General features: G+C 35.9%; 16 protein-coding genes and 1 tRNA gene. 2 read left to right on the top strand and 15 right to left on the bottom strand.

The window, feature by feature from the left end:
- Positions 1 to 71 precede the first annotated feature (71 nt).
- The 9 genes from pepN to ME3_RS04210 form a co-directional block, all read right to left on the bottom strand.
- Positions 72 to 2,699 (bottom strand): aminopeptidase N, encoded by a 2,628-nt coding sequence (gene pepN, locus ME3_RS04170; RefSeq protein ID WP_007477410.1) that lies wholly within the window; start codon positions 2,697 to 2,699, stop codon positions 72 to 74.
- A gap of 73 nt (positions 2,700 to 2,772) precedes the next feature.
- On the bottom strand, positions 2,773 to 3,603 hold the full coding sequence (locus ME3_RS04175; RefSeq protein ID WP_007477412.1) for a uracil-DNA glycosylase: 831 nt from the start codon (positions 3,601 to 3,603) through the stop codon (positions 2,773 to 2,775).
- A 431-nt stretch (positions 3,604 to 4,034) separates the two neighbouring features.
- A complete protein-coding gene (locus ME3_RS04180) occupies positions 4,035 to 4,793 on the bottom strand; it encodes a hydroxymethylpyrimidine/phosphomethylpyrimidine kinase (protein WP_039952582.1) in 759 nt (252 codons plus the stop codon).
- On the bottom strand, positions 4,784 to 5,389 hold the full coding sequence (locus tag ME3_RS04185) for a thiamine phosphate synthase (RefSeq protein WP_007477418.1): 606 nt from the start codon (positions 5,387 to 5,389) through the stop codon (positions 4,784 to 4,786). The genes ME3_RS04180 and ME3_RS04185 overlap by 10 nt, the downstream gene beginning before the upstream one ends.
- Positions 5,386 to 6,159, bottom strand: coding sequence for a thiazole synthase (locus tag ME3_RS04190; RefSeq protein ID WP_007477419.1), 774 nt, complete (start codon positions 6,157 to 6,159; stop codon positions 5,386 to 5,388). Before ME3_RS04190 ends, ME3_RS04185 begins: the two co-directional genes overlap by 4 nt.
- A 4-nt stretch (positions 6,160 to 6,163) precedes the next feature.
- Positions 6,164 to 6,361: a sulfur carrier protein ThiS gene (gene thiS / locus ME3_RS04195; RefSeq protein ID WP_007477420.1), complete on the bottom strand. Its 198-nt coding sequence runs from the start codon at positions 6,359 to 6,361 to the stop codon at positions 6,164 to 6,166.
- Between the two features lie 3 nt (positions 6,362 to 6,364).
- Positions 6,365 to 7,315 (bottom strand): FAD-dependent oxidoreductase, encoded by a 951-nt coding sequence (locus ME3_RS04200; protein WP_007477421.1) that lies wholly within the window; start codon positions 7,313 to 7,315, stop codon positions 6,365 to 6,367.
- Positions 7,312 to 9,147 (bottom strand): phosphomethylpyrimidine synthase ThiC, encoded by a 1,836-nt coding sequence (thiC, locus tag ME3_RS04205; RefSeq protein ID WP_007477422.1) that lies wholly within the window; start codon positions 9,145 to 9,147, stop codon positions 7,312 to 7,314. The genes ME3_RS04200 and thiC overlap by 4 nt, the downstream gene beginning before the upstream one ends.
- Positions 9,148 to 10,116: 969 nt before the next feature.
- On the bottom strand, positions 10,117 to 11,310 hold the full coding sequence (locus ME3_RS04210; RefSeq protein ID WP_007477423.1) for a porin: 1,194 nt from the start codon (positions 11,308 to 11,310) through the stop codon (positions 10,117 to 10,119).
- A gap of 329 nt (positions 11,311 to 11,639) precedes the next feature.
- On the opposite strand from ME3_RS04210, the gene ME3_RS04215 reads away from it, so the two are divergent.
- A tRNA-Ser gene (locus ME3_RS04215) sits at positions 11,640 to 11,730 on the top strand.
- 628 nt (positions 11,731 to 12,358) lie between these two features.
- On the opposite strand, the gene ME3_RS04220 is transcribed toward ME3_RS04215, so the two are convergent.
- The 5 genes from ME3_RS04220 to ME3_RS04240 form a co-directional block, all read right to left on the bottom strand.
- A complete protein-coding gene (locus ME3_RS04220) occupies positions 12,359 to 13,153 on the bottom strand; it encodes a heme ABC transporter ATP-binding protein (protein WP_007477424.1) in 795 nt (264 codons plus the stop codon).
- Complete coding sequence (locus tag ME3_RS04225; RefSeq protein ID WP_007477425.1) at positions 13,150 to 14,238, bottom strand: FecCD family ABC transporter permease; 1,089 nt, start codon at positions 14,236 to 14,238, stop codon at positions 13,150 to 13,152. The genes ME3_RS04220 and ME3_RS04225 overlap by 4 nt, the downstream gene beginning before the upstream one ends.
- A gap of 20 nt (positions 14,239 to 14,258) precedes the next feature.
- Positions 14,259 to 15,146 (bottom strand): heme/hemin ABC transporter substrate-binding protein, encoded by an 888-nt coding sequence (locus ME3_RS04230; protein WP_007477426.1) that lies wholly within the window; start codon positions 15,144 to 15,146, stop codon positions 14,259 to 14,261.
- Positions 15,147 to 15,149: 3 nt separating this feature from the next.
- Complete coding sequence (locus tag ME3_RS04235; RefSeq protein ID WP_007477428.1) at positions 15,150 to 16,205, bottom strand: hemin-degrading factor; 1,056 nt, start codon at positions 16,203 to 16,205, stop codon at positions 15,150 to 15,152.
- 210 nt (positions 16,206 to 16,415) lie between these two features.
- On the bottom strand, positions 16,416 to 18,614 hold the full coding sequence (locus ME3_RS04240; protein ID WP_007477430.1) for a TonB-dependent hemoglobin/transferrin/lactoferrin family receptor: 2,199 nt from the start codon (positions 18,612 to 18,614) through the stop codon (positions 16,416 to 16,418).
- A gap of 246 nt (positions 18,615 to 18,860) precedes the next feature.
- Between ME3_RS04240 and ME3_RS04245 the strand changes: the two genes are divergently transcribed.
- A complete protein-coding gene (locus ME3_RS04245) occupies positions 18,861 to 19,643 on the top strand; it encodes an energy transducer TonB family protein (protein WP_007477431.1) in 783 nt (260 codons plus the stop codon).
- Between the two features lie 213 nt (positions 19,644 to 19,856).
- Here the strand turns inward: ME3_RS04245 and ME3_RS04250 are convergent, their stop codons facing one another.
- Positions 19,857 to 21,956 carry a lytic transglycosylase domain-containing protein gene (locus tag ME3_RS04250; protein WP_007477432.1) on the bottom strand — a complete coding sequence of 700 codons (2,100 nt, stop codon included), beginning with the start codon at positions 21,954 to 21,956 and terminating at the stop codon, positions 19,857 to 19,859.
- Positions 21,957 to 22,139: the final 183 nt, after the last annotated feature.

Genomic DNA, 22,139 nt, shown 5'->3' on the forward strand with positions numbered 1-22,139 from the left:
TTACCGTTATTGAATAGATATTTCTAATTTATCTTCAAAATATCTTATAATATATTGATTATAAATATATTTTAATTGAGCATACGATTAATGATATCTGCTACATCACTTGATAATTTAGGTGCTGCTGCAATTGTTTTTAATGCAGCTTCAAGTTTTTGCTGCCGAATGGGTTCCCATTGTCGCCAGGAGCGCATAATTGTTAATAATCTCGAAGAAAGCTGTGGATTCTTTTTATCGATTTCTAAAATGATTTGGCAAAGGAAATGATAAGCTTCTCCATCAACTCTATTGAAACCTGTTTGGTTTCCCGCTGCAAAGGCACCAATCAGGGCACGAACTCGATTAGGATTATCCTGTGAAAAGAGCGGATGTTTCATGAGTTTTTGAACTTGACTAAGTGTTGCCTCTCCAGAAACCATTGCTTGAATAGAAAACCATTTATCCATAACCAAAGGATCGTGACGATATCGGTTTTCAAAATCATTTAAGGTGTCTTGTGCTTGTTTACTTTCATTAAAGCGTTGCACTAAAATCGTTATGCTGGCCATGCGGTCAGTCATGTTATCAGCCATTGCATATTGTGTGGCAGCACGGTCTGGTTTGTTTTCTACAATAGAAAGATAGTCTAATATAATATTGCGTAATGCTCGTTTTCCAATTTGTGCAGTGTTTGGTGAATAGGGCTCTTTTATCTCCATCTGCATGTAGATTTTTGTTAAGAGTTCTTGATGAGTATGTGCGATAGAAGCTAAAAATTGATTACGCACGTGATGAATACGATCTGGATCGACATTTTCAGCAAGTGTGCGAGCAAGTTCAACTTCGCTAGGTAAGCTTAAACAAAATGCACGAAATTCAGGTTCAAGATTTTCATCTTTAACGATAATTTCGATGAGTTCTAGAAAATTAGAGGGCATGCCACTCTTTTCTAGTGTTTTATCTTTAATTACTTGAATAAGGGCTTGCGTTATCAGATGGTTGAGTGACTGCCAGCGATTAATTTGATTACTATCGTTTTTAGCAAGAAAGATCAGTTCATTTTCATTGAATGGGGTTTGTAAAGTAATAGGGGCAGAAAAATTTCTGAGAAGTGATAAAACAGGTTTTTCACGCAATCCTTTTAATGTAAAGGTCTGAGTTTCTTGAGATAGCATCATAACATCTGCTTGAATATTTGCATCAGATTCATAAGTTAACGCTTCTCCCTTATGGCCCAGTAAGCCAAAGGCGATAGGAATGAACATAGGTTTTTTTTCATTTTGTTGTGGTGTTGCTGGAATATGTTGTTTTGCATGAATCGTTAAAACGCCATCGTTATAATGACTATCGATTTTTACATTAGGCGTACCCGCTTGCTCATACCACAACATAAATTGTGAAAAATCTCTACCAGAGACTTCAGCAAAACAAGCGATAAAATCCTCAATGGTAGATGCTTGTCCATCATGGCGTTGAAAATAGAGATCCATACCTTTACGAAACAGAGTAGAGCCTAAAATAGTGTGCACCATGCGGACCACTTCTGCTCCTTTTTCATAGATAGTCGTAGTATAAAAATTGTTGATTTGACTATATTGACGAGGTCGTACAGGATGAGCCAGTGGACTAGCATCTTCAGAAAATTGTGTAGCTTTCAAAGTTTTCATATTTTCAATTCGCTGTAGACTGCGTACATTTTGATCTGCAGAAAATTCCTGATCGCGATAAACAGTTAATCCTTCTTTTAAACAGAGCTGGAACCAATCACGGCACGTAATACGATTTCCCGTCCAATTGTGGAAATATTCATGTGCAATAACACGTTCAACATTTCGGTAATCATGGTCGGTTGCTGTTTCATGGTCTGCAAGGACATATTTATCATTAAAAATGTTTAATCCTTTATTTTCCATTGCACCCATATTGAAATCTGATACAGCAACAATATTGAAAACATCAAGATCATATTCGCGTCCAAAGCACTGTTCATCCCAACGCATGGAGCGCTTGAGTGCATCCATCGCATAGATTGCTCGTTTTGTTTTTCCTTTTTCTACATAGATGCCAAGTTTGACACGCCGTCCAGATTCAGTGGTAAAATGATCTTCTAACTTATCAAGATCTCCACCAACTAGAGCAAAGAGGTAGGATGGTTTCGGATAAGGGTCTTCCCAAATAGCAAAGTGACGATTGTTATCAAGGGTTCCTGTTTCAACAAGGTTACCATTAGAAAGCAAGATAGGAATTGTGTGAGAGTCTGCTTCAATTCTTACTGTATAAGTGGAAAGAACATCTGGGCGGTCATAAAAATAAGTAATACGACGAAAACCTTCCGCTTCACACTGTGTGCAATAAACACCGTTTGAAAGGTAAAGCCCCATGAGTTTGCGGTTATTTTCAGGGTTTAATTCTGTAACCAATTGCAATGTAAAAGGAGAAGTAGGTGGAGATGTAATTTCCAGATATGAAGTGGTGCTTTTGTAAGCATTATCGGCTAATTTTTCACCATTTATAGCAACAGAAATTAATGTAAGTTCATCACCAGAAAGTACTAAAGGTGTTAATTTTTTTATATTTTCACGAGGCTCAATCAGTAATGTTGCTATAACACGAGTTTTTGTTGGTTCCAAGCAAAAATCAAGCTGTGTTTTGGGTATAGCGTAAGGTGTGGGCTGATAATCTTCCAAACGATAAGTGGGAATAGTTGGTTGTTTCATAATTTTTTCCTTATTGTATTTGGGAGTATGAGTAATTAAGCGTTTATATTTTAAAAGAAGGAAGATCAATGAGTTATAAAAGATTATTGAGACGGTCTTTTACTTCTAGAAAATCCATCCATGTAAGCTTTTTTTGACTAGGGGTTCGTAGAAGATAAGCAGGATGAAAAGTTGGCATGACAGGTATTTTAACGTTATTTGTGCTTTCATAGATATGCCATTTTCCCCTTATGCGGATAATTCCACCTTGAGTCCCTGTAAGAAATTGTGCAGCAGTTCCTCCTAATGCAATAAGAACACGAGGATTAGCTAGCTCAATTTGCCGCTCAATAAAGGGGCGACATAATACAACTTCTCTTGGTGTTGGTGTGCGATTTCCGGGTGGACGCCATGGAATAGTGTTTGCTATATAAACATTTTTTCTTGTTAGACCAATAGATGCCAATATTTTGTTAAGTAGCATTCCTGCTTTTCCAACAAAGGGAATTCCTTGTATATCTTCGTCTCGCCCTGGCGCTTCTCCTATAAGCATAAGTGGACTTCCTGCTGTTCCAGCTGAAAAACAGGTGTTTTTAGCTGTCAATTTTAATGAGCAACCATTAAAAGCGAGGAGGGCAGATTTTAATTCGTCAAGTGTATGGGCATTTTTTGCCATCTCTATGGCTGAGAGCGTGTCATGTATTTTATTGTCAAGGTTATGCGGTAGTTTGTTATGCAGTGTTATGGGTTGTGAAGTTTGTTCATGATGGATAATGTCAACTGCTTGTTTTGATTTTTGCTCTAAAATAGCAGATTGGCTAAAACGGTCAATTGACGTATCATTAAGCGCAGCATCTACTCCACTTTCTTTATAAAAGCTTAATAGTTCTTCATATGAGATTAAACATTGAGTTTGTTCTGACATTTCGCTTTTTTACTTGTAACCAATCCATTAATGGATAAACCAAGCAGAATTATTCTTCAAGCTTTATAATGTATTTTATTACGAATGAAGGTATAGTAATATTGTTTGATGATTTCTTAGAAACTGGCCTTAATAAAATTATAAGATTCAATAATTGAAGTTCATAGTTTTTCTTCGGTATGTAAATGACTGAAACTTTTATCTGTGATCCTATTGATACACAGGTTTTCTGTATGATTTATGCGATGTGCAATAAGGGTATTTTATATTTTGTATTTGCTAAAAGTGCGTGATGGATCATTTCAATGTATTTATGCGTTTTAATATCATGCGATTACTCTAAAACCAGTTATTTTATTCCATTATAGGTAAGTCTCACGTGATATAAAAGGATAACAATTTTTAAAAGAAAATGGAATGGTGTTAAAATTTTAATGCTCTGTTTGAGAGTGCTTTAAAAGCAATGTATAAAGGTATTCTTTTGATTTTTTTACGGCTGTCGTTATAGATTTGTTGAATACCAAATGTGCAGTAATGGCGCTTGAAAGGATGCAACCTGTTCCACGCATTTCTCCTTTTAAACGTGGGGCAGAAATATTTATTGCTTGGGTTTTATCAATTAAAATGTCGGTAGCAAAAGCGCCATCCGCGTGTCCACCTTTTATCAATATATAGCGTGGACCAAATGAAAGAAGTTTTTTGGCTTGTTGTATTGCCTCTTCACAATTAGAAGCTAATGGACTTTGGCTAAGAAGAGCTAGTTCTTCCATATTAGGTGTTAAAAGTTCAATGTAAGGAAGCAGTTTATTAAGCATAATTTCTGTAGTTTTTTCTGTTGTAAGTTTTCCTCCTGATGAGGCAATAAGAACAGGATCAAAAACAACTGGAATATGGGAGTAGTCTTCTAATACATTGCAGATTTCCACTATAATTTCTTGAGTGCCTGTCATCCCAATTTTGATTGCACTTATAGGATTAGCTTTTAGGGCTACTCGCATTTGTGCGCCAACAAATTCTCCACTCATGGGTACAATTTTGGCAACGTGGTTGTCATCTTGCACATTAACACAGGTGATTGCTAAATTTGCTTTTGTTTGAAAATATGCAGCTGTCTCTATATCGCGAACAATGCCAGCACCACCTGTTGGATCAGTACCAGCAACAATAAGAATAGAAGGAATTAACGCCATTTTTGAGTTACCTTCATCCACTGTTGGGCGCGCTCTTCTGGTTTTTTATGTAAAATAATATCGGTTACAACAGCAGCGCTATTAGCCCCTGCTTCCAAAATGTCAATTGCGCGTTCTGGTGTTAAACCACCAATGCCAACTAAAGGCAAAGCTCCAATCCGTTTTTTCCATTGTTTGATTTTTTCTAATCCTTGTGGAGCCCATTTCATTTTTTTTAAGATTGTAGGATAAATTGGACCAAGTGCAATATATTCAGGAGAAACAGACATACTAATATCTAATTCATGTTCATCATGAGTGCTGAGACCAAATTTGATACCATTTTTACGGATTGCAGGAATGTCAGCGTTGCATAAATCTTCTTGTCCAAGATGAATAAAATCGCATTTTTCATCGATTGCTATTTTCCAATAATCATTAATGACTAATTGTGCTCCAAATTTATCGCATATATTTTTTGCTCGTTTTATATGGTGATTTATTATTTCTACATTTTTGTTTTTCATACGTAATTGTATCAATTTGATCCCGAGAGGAACAAAGCGTTCAACCCAATCGGCATTGTCAACGATGAGATAAAACGGATCAAGTTTCATGAAAATACTGCTTGTCCAATAACTGGTGTTGAAGGCACAGCTGCATTGCGTGCTTCAAGGATTCCTGCTTTGTAACCCATACGTCCTGCTTTAATAGCTTGAGAAAATGCTTCAGCCATTAATACAGGGTCACCTGCTTTGGCAACAGCGGTGTTGAGCAATACTGCATCATAGCCAAGTTCCATGGCAATAGCGGCGTGCGATGGTCGTCCAATGCCAGCATCAATAACAAGAGTAAGATCAGGCAAGTAAGCACGGATAGAACGCAATCCATCAGTGTTACAGGGGCCTTTTGCAGATCCAATAGGAGCACACCAAGGCATAATGACACGGCAGCCAACTTCTAAGAGTTTTTCAGCTACAATGAGATCATCTGTTGTATAGGCAAAAATTTGAAACCCTTCATTGTTTAGAATTTTTGCTGCTTCAACTAAGGCAAAAACGTTTGGCTGTAATGTATCTGAATTGCCTATAACTTCGAGTTTAATCCAAGGTGTTTTGAAGAGATCTCGTGCTAATTGGGCTGTGGTAACAGCTTCTTTAACAGTGTAACAGCCAGCAGTATTAGGAAGTATTGTTACGTTAAGTTCTTTTAGAAATTGCCAAAATTGTCCGCCTTGTTTTCCGCCTGCAGTTTCTCGACGTAATGAAACTGTCACAATTTCTGTGTTAGATTTACGAATGGCTTCACGAAGAATTGTTGGTGAAGGATATTGAGCTGTTCCCAATAAAAGGCGGGAAGAAAACTGAGAGCCATAAAAATTCAACATAGTTTCAACCTCCTTGCATTGGACTTAGAATTTCAATTCTATCTCCTTCATGCAAAACAAATTGATTTCGTGCATCTGCAGGAACAACTTCAGAATTTACAGCAGTTGCTAGCCAATTTCCTTCATAACCTAATTCTTCAAGAAGTAAATTGAGATAAGTTACTTCTGTTTGGAGCATTTGACCATTGACAAATATTTGCATGCTTTATTCCAATGCTAGTTTTACTGCTTGTTTTGCCATTTCTGGAGACAAAAGAAAACCATGTCTATAAAAACCATTAATAGAAATATGGTTACCATGTCTGTTAACGCAAGGTAAATTATTAAGATAGCATGGGCGTACACCAACGCCAGATTCTATAATTTCTGCTTCTGCAAAAGCAGGATGCAAAGTATAGGCAGCATTAAGAAATTCCATCATTGATCTTGCCGAAATTGCACCATTAAAGTCACTTTCAATCATTGTTGCTCCAACCATAAAAATATTATTTTCTCGGGGAACGATATAGAGTGGAATACGTGGATGAAGAAGACGAATGGGACGAGAAATTTGAATATCTGTACTACGTATTAAAAGCATTTCCCCGCGTACTCCCCGTATATTTTTGTCTTTTCCTAAGCGCGCTATTCCTGTTGCATCAATAATAATATCAAAATTCTTTTCAGGTACTCCTATATCAGCAAAACATGCTCCGTTTTTTATGAGGATTTTTTTTAAAGTAATTAGTGCTTTACGGGGATCAATATGTGCTTCATTTTCATAAAAAAGTGCATAATTAAAACGTTCTGCAAGATCAGGTTCAAGGAGAGCTATTTCTGGACCTTCTATGGTTTTGTGATTATTAGTGCGTGCTGAAAATCGTTTAAGTTCTGCTATATCTCGTGTAGGTGCAACAACTAAGGTACCTTTTTGTATCACAATTTCGGGAAGTATTTCCTTCCACCATTGTAGGCCTTGTATGCCAAGATTTTCAACAACTGGTTCGGAGTTTTCTCTTTCACAATAAGGTGCTAGCATACCTCCTGCATACCAGCTTGCAGTCCCTATTGGGGAATGGGGGGGAGCAGATACAGTAACAGTTGCGCCTTTTTGTTGTAACATAAAGGCAACTGTTAAACCGCCTACACCTGCACCTTTTACAAGAATATTTTTCAACCGTTTACTATTTCTTTTTTTGTAGGAACAGCTTCTATATAGAGATCACCGTTCTTTCGATATTGTTCGGCCATGGCGACCATGCCTTCATCTTTCACTTTTTTTATTTCTACTGCGTCACGGATATCATGAGAAATGCGCATTGAGCAGAACTTTGGTCCACACATAGAGCAAAAATGAGTTAATTTATGTGCTTCTTTGGGCAGAGTTTCATCATGAAAAGCACGTGCTGTGTCTGGATCAAATGAGAGATTAAATTGATCATACCACCGGAAATCAAACCGTGCACGTGAAAGAGCGTCATCACGCACTTGAGCTCTAGGAAGACCTTTGGCAAGATCAGCAGCATGGGCAGCAATTTTATAAGTAATAACACCAGTTTTTACATCATTTTTGTCAGGTAGTCCTAGGTGTTCTTTAGGTGTTACATAGCAAAGCATGGCAGTTCCAAACCAACCGATCATAGCAGCTCCAATTGCTGATGTAATATGGTCATATCCAGGGGCAATGTCAGTTGTAAGTGGGCCTAAGGTATAAAAGGGTGCTTCATGACAAAGAGCTAGTTGTTGTTCCATATTTTCTTTAATTTTATGCATTGGCACATGACCGGGTCCTTCAATCATAACTTGTACGTTTTTTTCCCATGCAATTTTTGTTAACTCTCCTAAAATCTTAAGCTCAGCAAATTGAGCTTCATCATTAGCATCAGCAATAGAACCAGGACGCAATCCATCACCTAATGAAAGAGAAACATCATATGTGCGTGCAATGTCACAAATTTCATCAAAATGTTCATATAAAAAATTTTCTTTGTGATGATACAAACACCACTTAGCCATAACAGATCCACCACGTGAAACAATACCTGTTACGCGATCAATAGTAAGTGGAATGAAAGGTAATCTTACTCCTGCATGAATAGTAAAATAATCAACACCTTGTTCTGCTTGTTCAATGAGGGTATCGCGAAAAATATCCCATGTTAAATTTTCAGCAATACCGTGCACTTTTTCGAGTGCTTGATAAATTGGAACGGTTCCAATGGGAACTGGGGAATTTCGAATAATCCACTCACGAATATTATGGATATTACGCCCTGTTGAAAGATCCATAACTGTATCTGCTCCCCAGCGAATGGCCCAAACCATTTTTTCAACTTCTTCTGCCATAGATGAAGTAACTGCTGAATTGCCAATATTAGCATTAATTTTAACACGAAAGTTGCGCCCAATAATCATTGGTTCGCATTCTGGATGATTGATATTTTTAGGAATAATAGCTCGTCCGCAAGCAACTTCATTGCGCACAAATTCTGCAGTATAGATTTTTGGTATTGATGTACTAAATGCTTCATTTAATGCTGTTTTTTGTTGTTCTTGTTCTGTTAGACTTTCATTTTCACGGATAGCAACATATTCCATTTCTGCAGTAATAATACCGGCACGTGCATAAGCCATCTGTGTAATTGTTTTTCCATTTTTTGCACGCAAAATAGGCCGTTTTTGTTCAAAAGCTGGTGTAAGGTTGTTATCGTGAGTATAGCCATTATCTTCAGGTTTGACTGATCGAGCAGGATAAGATTCAGTGTCAGCACGTTCAGACAACCAAGGTTCACTGATTGCAGGAAGTCCTTTAGTGATATCAATGACAGCATCTTTATCGGTATAGGGCCCTGAAGTATCGTAAACGTTTAAAGATTTTTCATCACAACCATCTGTCAGTGAAATCTCGCGTAATGGTACACGCACATTAGCAAAGAGAGAACTTTGTTGATAAATTTTGCGTGAGGAGGGAAAGGGACTGCAACTAACTGATGGAGTGTTTTTCTGCACAAACTTTTTCCTTATAAATTCATAATTAAAAAACGCATTGCAGGATTAACAAAAATGTATTCAACTAATAAGGTGCACTTTAGTGAGGTTGTATACAATATCACTTTACTCCCAACACGTATTATCTAATTAAGCTCTGAAGATTTCATTGTGAGAAAGCCAATAGAAACTTTTTATATTTGCTTATAATATCCCAACCATAATCAGAGCATTTTATTTTCTAATCATGATCAGCTTAAATGTTTATGTTGTCAATCGCAAAGATGTGTTCTCAACGATTTTAGAATATTTGGGAAGGATGAAGGCAAAAACCATTGCAAGTAATTAGCTAATGACATTAAGTATTCTTTCAAGAGAGCAGCATAAAGAATGTATTATCATTAATTCACACACTATGATATCCAACGTACAAGATAGAATATGGTTATTACTACGTACTCGTGACATATTCCTTAAAGTTCAACAATGATTGAGGTCAAGAGCCAGTAGGGCACGATACATTTGCTAGGCAATATTAGATATAGTGACTTGTTATTTTGAGGAATATAGTTGCTACTCTATAAGTACATATCTCAATATCAGAAAGACTATTAAAACTCATAAATTGATTGTTGGTTTTAAATGACTGTTATTGATGGATAGTCTCAAACTATGAAAGTGTGCAGATAAAACTCTTGACGGTAGATCAAGATTTTAAATTAGCATTTAAAGGTATTCACACAATCTTAATAAGAAATTACATTGGTGATCAAAATTTGCACTTAATTTCTTATGACTTATATAGAAGTTGGGATGTGTATTTATCAATACGCTATCGAATTAATTCGTATAAATATTTTCATAAAGCAACCAATTTATGTCATGGGATGATGAGTAAATTTAATGCTTTATGACTTTATGGATATTTTTAAGAAGTAAAAAAACTGGCAGTTTAAACTGCCAGTTTTTAAGAGCGTAATTCTTAAAATGCTAGAATGAGCGCTGGAAGCGAATCATACCTTGCAAAGCATTTTTTCCATTTAAAGCAGCTGTATAATTTCTTTCAGAATTTTTATCAGAGAAACTGCGATTGTCATTCCAAGAAACATAAGTTAATTCAGGTGTAATAGTGAAACCTGGAACCAATGTGTATGCAATATTAACAGAGGTTGAGAAAGTTTTTGCAGCACTGTAAGAAATCTGAGCATTTAGATTTGCTTTTGGTGTAATCTTATAGGTTGCACCAGTCCAAGCAGCCCATTTACCACCCCAGTTTGCATAAATTGTGGTGTTTTCTCGTGATAACATATAGTCATCACTTTTGGTGTAATAATCAAGGTTGTTTTTATAACCACCCATAGCCCAGAGGCTTAAGTAGTCATTAACATTGAAGTTAACACGCATTTTACCCGCCCATTTTTTATAGTAAGCGTCATAAGCGGCAACTGTTGACACACCTCCCCATTCTTGGAAAAATTTCATACCCAAAAGAATATTTGGAGTGTAACCTTTTATGCTTTTACTTGGAAGGTCAACAACATTGGTAATTGCACCATCTTTATCAATGTAGTAGTAATCATTTCCAGAAGGGCCTGAAACATTACCTGACTCAGCTCCGATAATAGCAGAAAAGCCAGTGTTGCTATTGAAAGTATAAGAAATAACATTGGTACGCGTATTTCCTGCTGGTGCTACAAGGTCATCATTGATGACATTACCATAAGAACCAGTCCAGTGATTGAAAATTGTGTCATCAAGACCTACACGAAAACCACCAAGCTCAATATAAGCAGAACGAAGCTCTCCACCACTTTTATCTTTTCCACTGTTCCATTCTGAACGGATTTCTGCATGTGAACGAAGTGTTCCTAATTCGGTTTCAGAAGCAGTTTGAAAGATAAGAGTCAAGCGTGAGGCTACGCGATAGGTTTTTTGATCATTGTTTAAATCAGCATTAGTTTTTGCGCCGATCTTATCACCACTTTTGAAGTCAGCACGGACATAACCTGATAAACGAATGCATGTCTCTGTTCCAGGAATATAGAAATATCCTGGACCATACGCATCACAAACACGAACATATTCTATAGGCTTTGATTGTGCAGTAACTGTTGAATTAGCTTGTACACTAGAAATTTCTGCAAGAACTACCGCAGAGCCTAAAAGAAGAGCTTTAGTATTCATAATTAATCTCCGATTGAAGTTTAGTTTTAAGGGTAAAATCATGCAGTTTTTGAATTGATTAAGATAACGATATCAAAAGAGATTCGACCCCCTCATCAACTACACATATTAGTCTTTGCTCGATATACATAATACGAAATGGTTTTATTAAAAGTTATCCATGTATTATTTAGGTTATTGTGACAAAAATGTTACAATATGTCTCCTGAGTGTTTATTTGTTAATTTTTCGTTTTAAATAAGATGCAGAAAAAAACAAAATTTTAGATTTTTTTAAAAAAATCGAAAATATCTTGAACTTTTTGTCGATACCGTTTATGCACCGCTCTTGGAGAGGTGGCCGAGTGGTCGAAGGCGCTCCCCTGCTAAGGGAGTAGGGCTCAAAAGGCTCTCGAGAGTTCGAATCTCTTCCTCTCCGCCAGATTCTAATAAAATCAAAGAGTTATATAGAAGCTAGGGATTTTTGATTCTGTTAACTTATTTGTTGCTATCCTAGTCTTTTTGAGATTTTTTGATTACTTCTATTGTAAATTGTTTTCCACCAGTTACCTTAGGTTTAGATGAAGTGATTGCCATAATATTCTCAATTTAGCCAAAAAGTGCTTTCATTTGTGAAATGGTAGCTTTTGCATTAGTTTACGCAGTATTATTCATTTTCGTCATCTCATATGCTGATTTTTGATATTTGCTTAAGGTAGGCTTTATAAAATAATTTACAAAAGTTTTGCATAATCACTTTTGTGCCTTTTCCAATAATAAAGGCCTTGTGTTAATTGGGATGACTTTAAATATTATAACTTATCCATGCCAAATTGACGAAATAGCTGTTTGAGATTAGCTCTTTTTTATTTTTATCAATTTTTATTGTAAAATATTACTCTTTTAAAGCAAGTGTGGTGTTTTTTTTAAAGATAAGTTGAAAGCTTTATATTTCTAAGTTTATTATAAAGCTTAAGCCATTAAAATATAAAAAAAACAATATATTATGGGATTTGTGCTTTAATTTTTCCATTTAATAAAATATATCAGAAAAATACACTATTTCGTGTTTATAAGCAAGTTGCTGTCTGTGGTAATATAAAAGGGGTATCTGCTTTAGGTAATGTAGAAACGCTTAAAGGACAGTGATAAACATCGCGCAAATTTTGCGTTGTTAAAACGGAGGAAATGTTTCCTTCACAATAAATTTTTCCCTGACTGAACAATATCATTTTATCTGCATAGCAGGCAGCCAAATTAAGATCATGCAGGACAGCGAGAACACCACCACCACAACGAGCAAAATTTTGAGCAATATTCATAACAATGAGCTGATGTTGGATATCAAGGTTGGCAATAGGCTCATCTAATATTAGCCAACGAGGGATTTTGTTATAAACAGGTGTCCATACTTGGCAAAGTACACGGGCAAGTTGTACTCTAGCTTGTTCTCCACCTGATAATTCATGATAATATCGGTCACTATGGTTAGCTAAACCAACACGCTCTAGAGCTTTTTTAGGCAAAATTTTCAATTCTGTTTTTGTTATATTACGTTGGTGAATAGAAAGGCCGAGTTTTACCACTTCATGAACTAAGAATGGAAAAGCTAGTGTTGTTGATTGCGGTAGAACTGCACGCATCATTGCCATTTTACAAGTTTTTGTCTTGGTAATGTCATGACCATTCAATGTCATTTTTCCTCTGTAGGAAATCTCTCCACTCAATGCTTTAATGAAAGTACTTTTTCCAGATCCATTTGGACCAATAATGACAGTGAAAGTACCACTTTTAATTTGAAGATTAATGTGATCGATAATGTATATTTTTCTGCGTTGAATGCAAAGATTAATTGCCTCAATCATAAAACATTTATCCCCCGTTGATATATGAGAATCCAAAGAAAAAAGGGTGCTCCGAAGAGTGCTGTAACAATTCCGATTGGTAATTCTGCGGGGGCAATAATAAAGCGCGCAAATGTATCAGCAGAAATAAGCAGAGCTGCTCCTAAAAAAGTAGAACAGGGAATAAGATAGCGATGATCAGGCCCAATAAGCAGGCGTAAAATATGTGGGACTACAATGCCAATAAAACTAATGCCACCGCTGACAGCAACTGCACCACCGCACATAAGAGCAACAAGTAGAATAGAAATATTTTTAACTTTTTGAATATGAAAACCAATATGACTGGCAACAGCTTCTCCAAGAGACAAAGCATTCAGTGCGCGTGACAAAAATGGAGAAAAAAAGAGACCAATTCCAACAAAAGGTAAAATAAACCCAACTTTTAACCATGTTGCACCCGCAAGAGATCCAAGGTTCCAAAAAGTAATATCACGCAATTGTTGGTCGTTTGCGGTAAAGATTAAAGCTCCAACAATAGCACTATTTAAAGCGCTGAGAGCGATTCCAGCAAGAAGCATTGTTGCAATAGAAGTACAATTATGACGTGTTGCTATTACATAGAGAATAATTGTTGATAAAAGTCCGCCCAAGAAAGCACTTATAATAACTTTATAAGATTCCAGAAAAGGTGAAAATAAGGGAGGGAAAGTAACACCGACAACAATTGCTAAAACAGCGCCAAGACTTGCACCTGCTGACACACCTACAATTCCAGGATCAGCGAGGGGATTGCGGAAAATTCCCTGCATGAGAACACCAGAAACAGCTAAAGCTGAACCAACTAATAAACCCAAGATAATACGAGGAAGTCTTATGTCAATAAGTACAAGATAATCACTGGTTTTACTGCTTACTGAAAAATCTTGCGTAAGAATCGCATGAATAAGATTAATAAAAGAAACGTTTGACGCACCGTTTAATAGCCCTATTAGAATGCTAAAAATAAGAAATATTATTAAACTTAATAATGCAATTTTTCCTCGAATTGCACAGCTTTCTTCTTTTGTTTCAGATGCTTGTGCTGTGGAGATGCTCTTGATCATTTTTATTAGCTCTTACCATTTTAATTCTCACTATAAAGCATATTAATCAGTTCTTTTGATGCTTCTGCAGTACGCGGACCAAAACTTAAAAAATACATAGCATCTATTTGTTTAATAGTGTGATTTTGTGCTGCGGGTGTAGCTTGAATTGCTGGTATAGCTAAAATCTGATCAATTTGAGATGAATTTTTAGGATGCGTCATCAACAAGATAACATCGGGATTTGATTTTAATAAGGCTTCATTATTTAAAGGTTTATATCCTTTATAACTAGAAATGGCGTTAATACCACCTGAGAGCTTTATCATACCATCGGCAGCTGTATTTGTTCCAGATACCATGATACGCCCATTTTGCATTGAAAAAATAACAAGAACGCGTTTTGGTTTAGTTACTTTTGCTAAAAGCATATCATTATCCATGAAGCTACGATTTATCCTTTTAATTAATGCAGCTGCCTGTGTTTCTCGGTGAAGTGCTTTGCCAACAAGGTGAATTTTTTCTATTACGTTTTTACGAGAAAAATTTTCTGGCACAATCACTAACGGTATTGACGTTTTTTTGAGAATGTCAATTGTTAAGGGAGGGCCACTTCCTTCAATCAGCAATATACCTTCTGGGGTGAGCGATAAAACTCCTTCGGGCGAAAGGGCTCGCATATATCCAAGCTCAGGAAGTTTGAGTGCTTCTTGGGGGTATATACTCGTACTGTCGCGAGCAACGAGCTGATCTTTGGCTCCTAATGCATAGACAATTTCTGTGAGAGATCCACCAATAGAAACAATTCGTGCATTTTTAGGAAAACTGGTTGTAAGTTCAGCGATTGCTTGGTGAGAAAAAGAGGTAAAATAAAACAAAATGGAAATAAAAATAAGGTTTGACAATCTGTGCAAAAGAAGTGTGGACATTTCTTACCTGACCTTTTTTAAGTAATTGTTATTTTCTAGTATAGGAGGCAAACCATTCAATAAAGAACGCCAATCCTCACGTTCTTTTTGACCCTCTTTTCTTAGACTAAAAAATTGAACAATCATCTCATCATTTTTATCAAAAACTTCTAGTGAACTGATATAACCATCACGAGTAGGTTTACGAACACGCCATATTTTATCAATACCAGAAACGAGCATATGAAGGTTAAATTTTTCATCAAGAATATTAAGCCAAGGGCCTATTTGTTTAATATTTTTGATTTGTCCACTGAAAATTTGAATGCATCCTTTATTGCCAACAAAACACATAATTGGTATTTTTTGTTGTGCGATTTTGTTTAGCATCATTTCAAGAGATTCTGCGCTTAATTCATCAGTAAATTCATTACCAGCATGTTTTACAGCATCATGTCGATTGATTTTAAATTCTGAAATAATTTCATGGAGCTGATGTACATCAGTAATTTGTAGCCAATGATCGCGGAATTTTTCAACATTTATATCTGCTGTATCACGTTGTGCGGGGGTAGGAGAAGGTTGAATTTCAAGATTAGATAACTGGTCTTTACTAAGCAGTTTTTCAATAAGTATATTCCACTCTTCCATATTTGTTGTATCTTTAGAATAGATTTTTAAGATAGCAACACCGTATTGATCAAAAAATTGCAGACTTTTAGTGGGTTTTCCAGAAACAAGCATTTCATATTCAAAGCCGAATTTCCATTGTTTTGGAAAGATACGCAAATCAATTTCACCAAGTGTTATAGGAACATGTTGGTTTTGTACAATTTTTTCAAAACATCCTGTTTTTTCATGAACAGCATATTCATTACGTGTTAGTGCCATAACTGTTCCAATTTTGGGAGCATTTTTAAGGAGAGTAGTCACATCAGCATTTAATTTTTTTGCTTTTTCGGTAGTACAATAAGCAGCAATAAGCTCTGCTTCAGATATGCCAATCGAAATAGCAAAATCACGATTACGCATTTCTTTTTTTTCTCGTAGTCTAATAATTTCTTCAGCTGTATAGGACATAAATTTTCCTTGAGTTATTTAATTTTATAATCTTAAAACGATAAGCTGAACTATAGCTTTACAATAGTTCAGCTTACCATCAAACAAATCTTCATTATCGATAATAGAACAACCAAAACTTGGTAAACTAAAAACATTAAAGGAAAATAGAAACTAAAACGCAATACTTCTCCTTTTTAATATGGTTTTTAAAATTACTAATAAAAATAGTTAAAATTTTTGCACAAGCGATATCTTAAAGTTACGACCTGGTTGACTGAAATAATCTTTAGATAGTGGTGCTACACCCCTAGGTGAAGAAGAAGGAAGATCAGTTGCATTCCAATATTTTTTATTGAAAAGATTATAAACACCAACTCTTATAATAGGACCTTTTTCACCAAAAGGTTCCCACCAACCCAACACATCAACTAAATTATAGCTTGGAGTTTTTGCATAATCAGAATTCTTTTCTACTTTATCACGTTTAGCAGCTAAAGTGAGCATAATATCAGCTCCCCAAGTTTCTTGTGCATATCCAAACCCTATAACAGCTTTTAAAGCTGGGATTGAATTGAGATATTCATTTTTATCAAGATCTTTTCCTTGTGCGTATGTAAAGGAAAAGTTACTATGAAAATTTTCATTAAGAGCTAAATATGTTTTTGCTTCAACACCAGAGATACGGACATGAGCACGATTTATATAATGTTTACGCGCCAACAAAAAATCTTGTGATGGCCCTTTATCTATAAGATCAATAAAGTTTTTATATTGATTAGTGAAGACGCTGATAGAACCATCAAAATTTACATCTCCGTATTTTATACCGATATCATACCCATTACTGATTTCTGGCTTAAGATTGGGATTGCCAGCCGTATAATAAAAAGAAGGATTGATATAGGTGAGATAGAGTTCTGTAACACTTGGTGCACGGAAAGCTTGCGCCCATTGGCTATAAAACGTCATTTGATTATTAACATCCAATTCTACACGTAATTTGGGAGAAAGACGTGAACTGCTATTTGTTTTAGGCAGTTCTTTAGAAATGACTGTTCCTTTATAAGAAGGCGTTTTTTGCGGGACGTGTTTATACCAGTCATAGCGGATTCCAGGTATAATGCGAACTTGATTATCAGAAAAACCAATTTCATTTTCAAAAGCTAAACTAAAGCCACGGCTATGAGTATCCGGTGAATCAGATTGATTGGTATGTAGAAAAGCACATCCAGGCGCATTCCCTGTCAAGGGACAATTATCTTGACCAGACGCATATTGATGAAATTTAGACTCAAAGATGCCAGTAGAAAATTTCAGTGTATGACTGACGGCACCTACATCAATCTTTTTGAGACTATTGGCATTAAAGCCATAATTAACATTACGTATAAGGTTATCTCTTAAATACTCCCCTTTTGGTGCTGTGATACGATATCCTTTTAAAATCTGGTTAGTCAATAGTTTCTGCCAATAAAGTTGCCCATGAAATGCATCAAAAACAGCATCTCCATTACCACTATAATCGTAGAAAGTCGAAAAACGCTCACGATATTTATTATTCTCTTCATAAACTGAGCCTGGAAAATATGTTGTAGAGGAAGCATTCAATGAATGAATGTCTTTATTATAAGAAAAACGCTCCGCTGTAAAACCAACTTTATGATCGCTATTAAAATATTGATGTATTTTAAAAAGCAGATTATTTTGATCAAAATCAGCAGGATTTGCACGTGTACGCTTACTTCCGTAAGTATCTACAGTTCCCATATTTTTACGTTCATGACCTCCTACACGAGATCCTTGAAAAAGTAAAAATGTTCGGTGCGCTCGTAGAGCAAAAGCTTCATCTATATGCCAGCTACTATCAGCAGAATTATAACTGCCTTTCGTAAGGCTACCCCAATTTTTTTCTTCTGTGAGAAGATCTTCAGGATCAAGAGTACGTAAAGCAACAACTCCACTTAGCGCTCCAGAGCCATAACGGCTAGAATCTGATCCTCGAATGATATCAAGTGCAGAAAGGGCATTAAGATCAAACATTGAACTCCCACCCTTAACACCACGTACTTCATCATTAAGCCACGGAAGAGGAATGCCATCCATTGTCACGAGAACACGATTGGCACTTAAACCACGAACTACAAAACTATCATTATTTGAATTGTAGGTTATAGCTGGATTAAGACGCTCAATATCGTGAACATCATTTATTTGTTTTTGTTCAATATCTCGAGCAGTTTCACGGTTGGTTAAAACTGTTACTGCATCCAGAAGATTTACTGTTTTTCTTTTTTCAATCACAATTGGATTGAGCTCAATTATGAAACTCGGATCGCTGTTTTGTGCAAAAACGAGAGAAGGTACCCAGATTGATAATATGCTTAAAGCTATACAACTTTTATAAATACTTTTTGGTTTTATTTGCATGAGACACCATTAATTTTTTTTAATTTCTCTTAAAATGCCCCGTAATTTTAAAATATTTCACATCACAAAACCACGTTCCCCAACCACAAAAATTAGTTAACCAAGTAATAATGACCCCAATACGAAATAAAAACAATATATTAAACATGACAAAAAGAGTCAAGAAAAAAAGTTGTAATTTGAAAAAGATCAGTTTTAATACAATTTAGTGCTAATTAATGTAGAATACTATAACGGATGGAGATTATGAATTTTGCAAATACTAGGCGGTTATCAATCCTTTGGATAGGGGCGTTTATGAGCGCTCTTTCTTTACATGCTGCATTAGGGGTACAGTTTTATTTTCAAAATGTTAATGTGAGCGATAGTGTATTTCCACCGGCGATTATGCTGACTTTTGCACAAGAAATTTCACACCCTAATATTAATACTAATACGGATTTGGAAATATTGCAGTCTAGTGTTTTAGAGCAAGAACAGAAGATATCAGAGCTAGCACTCAATGAGGTTCAATCGATGGAATCTCAATTTTCAGAAAAGATGCAATCCTCGCAAGAACTCCAACCTGTTATAGAAAAAAATGATTTTATAATAGAAAAAGCTTTGAAAAAATCTCAGACTTCTAAAATGGAACATAAAGCGCTTGTCAAAAAAGCATTATCAGTGTCAAAAATTGCAGCAAAACAAAGTGATGCAAAATCAGTACACTCGTTTGCGGTTAGTGAGGATAATTATACGAAGCTTGATGATGCATTATCTATGCAGTGGTTGGCAAAGGTACAAGCACAATTAGAAAGGCAAAAAAATTATGTTATGAGGCACCGTACTACTCATGCAAAAGGGATGGTGCAATTAGAATTTAAGGTGCACAAGCAGGGGAATATTTTTTCCAGCCGTATTGTACTTTCTTCTAACGATCAGGAACTTGATCGATTAGCTATGGCAGCACTTCAGCGTGCTGGTATTCTTCCTCCACCACCACTTTCAAAAGAGAATAAAATTATTAGAATATCTTTAATATTTAACTGATTTTACACAGTTTTATCCGTGAACAGAACATATCTTTTACAAAAAAGATTAGATTAAAGTGCATTGATATTCATTCAAAACGGATAGATTTTGTTATATTAGGCTTTTGAATCAGCTTTTATGGTGTATATTTTAAAAATTAGTATGACACTGTAATTTATGAAATAAATAATAGCCAAAAAATTTTTTTTAAATGAATTAAATTTATGATCTTTAGTGTCCAGTAACAAGGTGCGTTTTAATATCTGTTGTTCCATGAAAACGTGTTTTATAAACTACATAATTTTCCATAACGCGCATTACATAGTTACGTGTTTCTGGATAAGGGATCCGTTCGATCCAATCGACAATTTTGTCAAGAGATTGTCCTCTAGGGTCGCCATAACGTTCTATCCATTCATTTGCACGACGAGGCCCTGCATTATACCCAATGAAAGTTAATATATAAGATCCATTAAAACGTTCCAACTGTTCACCTAGAAAATGAGCACCTAATGTAATATTATAACTAGGATCGTTTTTAAACTTTTGCGGTGACCATGCAATCGAATATTTATCTGCAAGTTCTTTTGCTGTTGTTGGTAATAATTGAAGCATACCTTGGGCTCCTGCTTTTGATGTAGCTGTTGGGTTAAATTCGCTTTCTTGGCGTGCAATAGCATAGACGAGAGCTTTTTCTGTTGCAGAAATGTTAGCAGAGGGTGGAATGGCACCGATAGGGTGGGATAGTGCACCAACATTTTTACCTTGAAAAACAGCAGTTTTACCTATTTTAAGACTGGTATGATAGTTGCCCTTTTTTTCTGCCATAACGGCCAGAAGGGCTAATTCTCCAGGGCTCTCTATTTCTTTACTAAGTTCTGTATAAAAAATGTTAGCAAGATTAGCATACTCGGCAGCTTCAAGTCGTTGAATAATTTTTACAGCTTTTCGTGTGCTAAAATGTTGCCGTTCGGCAGTTGTTGGTTTAGGGAAGGTAATGCTAAGCTTTTTTTGATTAAGTCGTGAAGCTGCTAATTGACCATAATAAGTTATATTAAAACGGGCAGCACGATGAAAATAATGCCGAGCATTTTCATGATCACCTAAGATTTCTGCTGTTCGTCCCATCCAATAATAACCGCGGGATTTTAAAGAATGATGAGGAGATAACTGAGGAATACGTGTAAAATGGCGCATTGCCAATTTAGGATCATGAAGAAATCTCAGTGCATACCATCCTGCATGAAATTCAGCATCAGCTGCAGATAAAGGTGTTAAACCGGTGTAAGTTGCAACCAGTTGATAGGCAATTTTAGGTTTATTTAAGTCGAGCATTTCGCGGGAAATAGTGCGCCGTTCTGTCCACCATGCATCAGGGTTAATAAGACTTGCTGCATCTCGGGGTGCTTTCATCATAAGTGTTGCAGCAGCACTGTATTGTCCAGTTCGTCTAAGATAGCGAATATGAGTAAATTGTAAGAGAGGATCTTGTCTCCAAGATCGATCAACAGCTTGTAATTTTTGTGCAGCTCTAGGGTCATTGTTTGTAACTGCAGCAAAGGCGTTAAAAAGAGATTGGGCACGGGCTAGCGTTGCGATTCGCTCAGCTGAATCAATACGGTTTTTATACAGCATAATCTGCATGCGTTTTAGATGGTCAACAGGTTTTAGTGCAGCGCTTGCGTTTTTAAGGATGAGCTCTTCTTCTTTTGCACTAAGTTGTGCTTTATACCACCATGGTGCAATAATTTGTCGTGCACGGGTGGTTTTCCCAGTTGCTATAAGCGCTTTAGCAAGTGCAGCCATACCTTGTACGGTAAGGGGATGTGTGTGTGCAAATTTTTGAATGATTATTTGTGAAGAATTAGTTTCATTGATAAAAGCACGTTCAGCATTACGTTTCATAATGGATATGCCAGGCCACCCTTTTAATTCATTAATTGCATTAAATAGTTCAGAACTGGGTATGTCAGTATGATTTGATGTGTTGATTGCCCATGTTAAAATATGGCGGTCAAGGCTATTTTTCGCCATTGTGTTACGAAGAGCTATCGTTTTTACAATATTTTTGTTTGAAAGGGCATCTAAACCTAATTTAAGTTGATTGACTGAAATGATATCGTTAGTCGTAAGGTTGTTGTTAACTGTATTGTCGGTTGATTTAAATTGGTTCTTAGGTTTTTCTGTTATTGCAAATGGGTAAGGTCGAGCTAAAGGGATTGGTAATTTTTTCGGTGGCAAAACTGTTTGAGAAAACGCATTTGAGCACAAAATTACCAATATTAGTGTAATAAGAATTGGCATGAAAAAATGGACAGAAAATACACGCATCGAAAAATCTTAAGATTTTACTTTTTTAAGCATTTTATACACTTTAAACCAAAAGGCGTGAAAGACACGTTAACGGATTATAGTATTTTAAAGAAATATTCTAAATTGAAAAAATAATATATTAACGTTGTGAAAGCATTTATGGAATTCTTCTTGTTTCAAGAATAGAGCAAGATTATGTTC

Source organism: Bartonella melophagi K-2C, assembly GCF_000278255.1.
GTDB lineage: Bacteria > Pseudomonadota > Alphaproteobacteria > Rhizobiales > Rhizobiaceae > Bartonella > Bartonella melophagi.